This window comes from Kocuria salina (assembly GCF_013368965.1).
Lineage (GTDB): Bacteria > Actinomycetota > Actinomycetes > Actinomycetales > Micrococcaceae > Kocuria > Kocuria rosea.
In genome coordinates this window covers 1-4,724 of the sequence record NZ_SSSF01000031.1, presented here as the reverse complement: position 1 = coordinate 4,724, position 4,724 = coordinate 1, and the positions used below count along the sequence as shown (strand labels likewise).

General features: G+C 63.0%; 6 protein-coding genes. 3 read left to right on the top strand and 3 right to left on the bottom strand.

Annotated features, from left to right (window positions below):
- Positions 1-413 (bottom strand): hypothetical protein (locus E7Z53_RS19720; RefSeq protein WP_176338676.1); only part of this gene is annotated, 413 nt, incomplete at its 3' end.
- Positions 414-653: 240 nt separating this feature from the next.
- On the opposite strand from E7Z53_RS19720, the gene E7Z53_RS19715 reads away from it, so the two are divergent.
- The gene (locus tag E7Z53_RS19715; RefSeq protein ID WP_176338677.1) at positions 654-1,244 is read left to right on the top strand and encodes a recombinase family protein; all 591 of its coding nucleotides are present in this window, start codon (positions 654-656) and stop codon (positions 1,242-1,244) included.
- Between the two features lie 4 nt (positions 1,245-1,248).
- Here E7Z53_RS19715 and E7Z53_RS19710 read toward each other — a convergent pair whose 3' ends face one another.
- Complete coding sequence (locus tag E7Z53_RS19710; protein WP_369598029.1) at positions 1,249-1,836, bottom strand: recombinase family protein; 588 nt, start codon at positions 1,834-1,836, stop codon at positions 1,249-1,251.
- Positions 1,837-2,163: 327 nt separating this feature from the next.
- On the opposite strand from E7Z53_RS19710, the gene E7Z53_RS19705 reads away from it, so the two are divergent.
- A complete protein-coding gene (locus E7Z53_RS19705; protein ID WP_176338674.1) occupies positions 2,164-2,430 on the top strand; it encodes a hypothetical protein in 267 nt (88 codons plus the stop codon).
- A 162-nt stretch (positions 2,431-2,592) separates the two neighbouring features.
- On the top strand, positions 2,593-3,276 hold the full coding sequence (locus E7Z53_RS19700) for a hypothetical protein (RefSeq protein ID WP_176338673.1): 684 nt from the start codon (positions 2,593-2,595) through the stop codon (positions 3,274-3,276).
- Positions 3,277-3,934: 658 nt separating this feature from the next.
- Here E7Z53_RS19700 and E7Z53_RS19695 read toward each other — a convergent pair.
- Positions 3,935-4,528, bottom strand: a complete 594-nt coding sequence (locus E7Z53_RS19695; protein WP_109222928.1) for a hypothetical protein — start codon at positions 4,526-4,528, stop codon at positions 3,935-3,937.
- Between the last annotated feature and the right edge of the window lie 196 nt (positions 4,529-4,724).

Sequence of the window (4,724 nt, the reverse complement as noted above, 5' to 3'; positions counted from 1 at the left end):
GAAATATCTGTGCTGGCGGCAGCATCGATGGCCTTTGCCCGGTTTCCGGTGATGACCGTGCCCTCCTGGGTGAGGTCCACGCAGAGCATGCCGTCCTCCACGAAGGGCTTCCACCGCCTCGTGGCTGTGGTGTCGATGTCGTAGTGGGCGGTAAAGGCCGTGGCCGAGACAACCGCCTGCCCAGGGCCACGCTTGGAACCGTTCCGGACCGCGTAGGCGTGCGGGGCGGAGTCATCGGCGACGCGCAGTGCCATGACCTGGCGGTCGTGGTCGTAGAGCAGTTCGACCGTCTCGGCGTTGTTGATTAGGTCGTGAGCGGCCTTGTTCAGCGAGATCACCCCGCGCTTTTGGATAGTCACACTCGGTGCCTTAGCCAGCGGAGTCATTCTCTTGTCGAACACCTCGAACGGCATCGTTCCCCTTATGGCTCGTAGCTGACATCGATGCACATCATCGTAACCATGGCATGCGCTTGCCCGGCAGTCATGCGAACCACATCGAGTGTGTCTCTGAAGGCATGGGATGCAAGACGTCTCGTCCGGGAAATTTGCGCCCGCATGATTCCGCAGTTTGGCCTGTCTCGTAGCTATGTGCTTTATCCATGCCCCTAGAATCAGATACTCAACGTCAGTTGCGAGACATATGAGGTGGACATGGGGAAGTTGATCGGGTACGCCAGGGTGTCGACGCGGCAGCAGGACGCGGACCGTCAAGTGTCTGACCTGCTGAACGCCGGCGTGCGGCGCGATGATGTCTATGTGGACAGTGGAGTGTCGGGAGGGCGTGCATCGCGTCCGAAGTTCGACAAGGCCGTGGCCGCGCTGGAGGAGGGCGATACTCTGGTCATCACCACGCTGGACCGGCTGGGTCGGTCGACGCAGAACATGCTGGCCTTCGCCGAAGCGCTACGGGGGCGAGGTGCCGGGTTGCGGGTGCTCAACCTCGGTGGGGGAGACGTGGACACGGCCACTCCGATGGGGTCGATGGTCTTCACCGTGATGGCCGCCCTGGCGCAGATGGAGCTGGAGATCAAGCGGGAGCGGATCACCGACTCGGTCACCAAGCGCCGGGCCGCCGGCAAGGACCTCGGCGGCCGGCGCCAGATCTTCACCGACTCCCAGATCCGCAACGCGGTCCGGCTCATCGACAGTGGGGAGCCGGCCACCCAGGTGGCGCGGGACCTCGGGATGTCTCGGGCGACGCTCTATCGGCGGATTCGGGAGCTGCCTTCCACGGTGGCGTAAACCTTCAGCTGGTGCGCTTGGCCAGCTCTCGCTGGATCGTGCGGTAGACCGTGGAGCGGGCCACCCCGAACAACTCCGCCAGCTCCGCCTGGGTGTGCTCACCCTGCTCGTGCAGGGACAGCAGGTGCCGGCGCTGCAGCACGGAGAGCTTCGGCTGCCGCCCGCGCAGTCGGCCTTTGGCCCGGGCGATGGCCATGCCCTCGCGGGTGCGTATCCGGATCAAGTCGGATTCGAACTCCGCCACCATGCTCAGCACGTTGAACAGCAACCGCCCGACCGGGTCGGTGGGGTCGTACTCGCTGCCACCCAGTGACAGGGTCACTCCCCGGCCGGTGAGCTCATCGGCGATGTCGCGGGCATCGGGCAGGGAGCGGGCGAGGCGGTCGAGTTTGGTGACCACCAGCGTGTCCCCGGGCCAGCAGGCGGCCATCGCCTCTCGCAGTCCCGGGCGGGACCGGTGCGCCCCGGTCAGGCCGTGGTCGACGTAGATCCGTTCCTCGGCCACGCCCAGGCGTTGCAGGGCTTCACGCTGGACGGTGAGGTCCTGCTCGATGGTGGAGACGCGGGCGTAGCCGATCCTCTTCCCGCTCACCTTTCCAGTGTTGCGCATGTCGTACCTGTGCGGGCACCCCCTTGCGGGCGGGGCATACGGGCATCAACCCGACCCGGTTTCCTGCCTCCAAATCGTGATGTAGGCCCGCAGCGGGAGGGGCCCCTCATATGTGCATTTCTGCCATGCCCAAGTCGGATATTCCTGAGCATCTAACCTGTCCCCTTAACAGATGCACATATGGCGAGGTAGGTGTGTCCGGGGCAGACTGAGGCGGAGGGGCCGAGGGAACTCACGCCCTGGGAAGTTTCGTAGATGCGCGGTGGTGTCCAGCCTTCGCGCTGAATCGATCAGATCACAGGAGCGACAGTGGCGGACAACGGTGGCGGAGCCAAAGGCGCAAAGCATCCTCTCGGACACCCTTCGCAGTACCGCACCATGTTGCGTGTGGCATCGATAGCGGGCGTTCTCGCAGCTTTAGGACTCGGTTTCGTATCCGGGGGATCGGACAAAAAAGAGTGGGAAGGCTTCGCCGTCTTGGGGCTGTACCTTCTCGGTTTCCTGCCGTCGTATCTGTACCTGTACTTCATCGTCAAAGCCCACCGCACCGGACGGGCCGGTGGAGGAACGAACTAAAATTATGGGGTCCATGGCGTAGGAGGGGCCCTTAAGAAGCGCGATGCCAGGCGTGATCCGTGAGGGGTTCCCTTTCGATCCCTGGTAGCCGCGACGTACTCGAGCCTCGGCGAACGGTGGATCGCGTTCGTCCCCTTTACTGATGCACACCTTCCCTCCTCGATGACCATCAGTAAGAGTGAGTGGACAACCACAGTGACCGATCGGGATGGTGCAGGCATGGCAGAGGGCGCGCAACGCCACGCTGGACTGATCAAGTCGCTAGGCGGAGCACTGGTGATCGCCGCCGGGATCGTGCCGATCCTCGTGAACTCTCCATATTTGAGCAGCAGCGCGGGCGAAGACCGGACGATGGCATGGGCCGCGACCGGATGCGGAGCAGCTGGCGTGCTGATGGGCCTGTGGATCCTGCTGGCGCGCCGTGCGGCCGGCAAGCCACTTGTGGTGACACAACGGAAATGGCGCTATGGGGCTGCGCTCGTGATGACACTGCTGTGCACGGGCTTGCTCGTAGCAGCGCTCAACACACCGCAACCCCAGGTCCTGACTGGTGTTCCCGCCTTGCTGATCGCCAGTGCTGTGCTGCAGCTTTTCGTGCCCGAAGGATCGGAACAAGACGACGTCGTCGCGCTCAGCGACGCCCAACGGCGAACCTGGCGGAGGGCGATCGCCCTGATGGCAGCGTTAGGATTCCTGGCCCTCTGTGGAGCCGTCGCCCTGGTCCTGTCGGGCAACGTCTTCGGAGCTGGCTTTCTTCTGCCCTTCGCGATTTTGCTTCTTGTCTTCGCCGTCCTGATGAAACGGGATTTCTCCCGTCGCCAGAACGAAGCGCCACGGCGAAGCTAGAGGCCGCCGCGGGAACTGTTGAAGCTGTGCCGATTATCTGACCCGCCACATTGCATGGAGGGTTCCACGTATCGGATGAAGTCGGGGAGCTGTCAGTTGCTCACCTATAGGCGCCGAGAAGGGACTGTGCGCGACGCTACCGCGTGTCGGGATGCCCAGATTAGAGGAGCGTACGTCGCTTGCATATTGCCTGGAGCACTCCGCCGGAGCCGCGACAGCAGGAGACGGCAGGCTCATGAGCCAGGATGGCAGTAGGAGTGGAATGTTTGGGGGTATCTTGAAGCCGAGTCGATTTCCCGTAGTTATCGCGGGATATGGAACGTTTCTTTTATTTGTCACAATTGTCTGGAATATTGTGGCAGCCAGGGAAGTGTTCCCCTGGCCTGTTGTATTATTTTGCGCCGCGGTGTTGGTCATATCGTGGATCCCCGTGCTTATGGAATGGCGGAAATACAAACAGCAGCGAAACAACGGTAATTGAATATTTGCCTTCAACTGAAGTGATCGGTGGTCCGGGTTCTTGCAGACGGCGCCTCCACCATGTTCTTGATTCGTCTTTACTTCGGGGACGGATGAGACTGGATACGGGAGGATATTGACCATTGCGCGCAGGGATGCATCAGGGGTTGGTGTCTGGTTTGGTTCTGCCGTGGTGGGCTTACGCCGGGTCAGGCACTGGATGGGTCCGAGGCGGCATGGGGCCGGCGACCTCCAGCACGGCTGTTTCGTAGTCTCCGCCGAAGCTGACCTGGGTGACGTCCTTGAGCCGGACCTTGTCCATGAGCTGCTCCCAATGGCACTGGGGCGTGACGGGCAGCAGCCACAGGCTCTTCTTCCTCCACTGGACCGGCACGCCGATCAACAGTTTCCCGGGCCGTTTCGCCTCCCGATACACGCACACCACCCCGGTCGCAGACACAGCGCCGGTGATGATCGTGCGCGGATCCGAAAGCGCGAACCCGGTGGAGGGACGTGCCGGGGGCCAGACATTGTGCTGGTGCAAGAAGGACAGGAAGGTGGTCTCCAGTACCACCTGCACGAGGTCTGTCAGGCGGAGCACCCGGTAGCCGTCGAGGTAGGCCCCGTCGCGGATATCAGCCAGCAACACCCACTCTTCCGAGAGCTCCAGGACCACCCCCTGCAGCACCTCCTCGGGCTCCACCGCCCGCTGGATCCGCACCGGGGTGGCCGTGGCAAGGGACTCGCGCAGAGTCGCGAGCAACTTCTTCCGGGACTGGCTCTTCTTGGTCACGGCACATTCTGACACCGCCCCTCCGGTGCCCGGTCATGACACGGCACCATCGCAGAGACCAGCGTTCTCCGGTCCTCCCTACGGGGCGGATCCACGCCTTCCAAATGCCGGCCCCTGCCGTTGCCGTGGGGGTTCGCCAGCGTGCCGTGGGGCGGGAAGCACCTGCGAGACTCCCCTCATGACCATCGACATCAAA

Bases quoted from the DNA above. Each gene is read 5' to 3' on its own strand.
- E7Z53_RS19700 (WP_176338673.1), top strand. From the start codon at position 2,593: ATGACCATCAGTAAGAGTGAGTGGACAACCACAGTGACCGATCGGGAT.
- E7Z53_RS19715 (WP_176338677.1), top strand. From the start codon at position 654: ATGGGGAAGTTGATCGGGTACGCCAGGGTGTCGACGCGGCAGCAGGAC.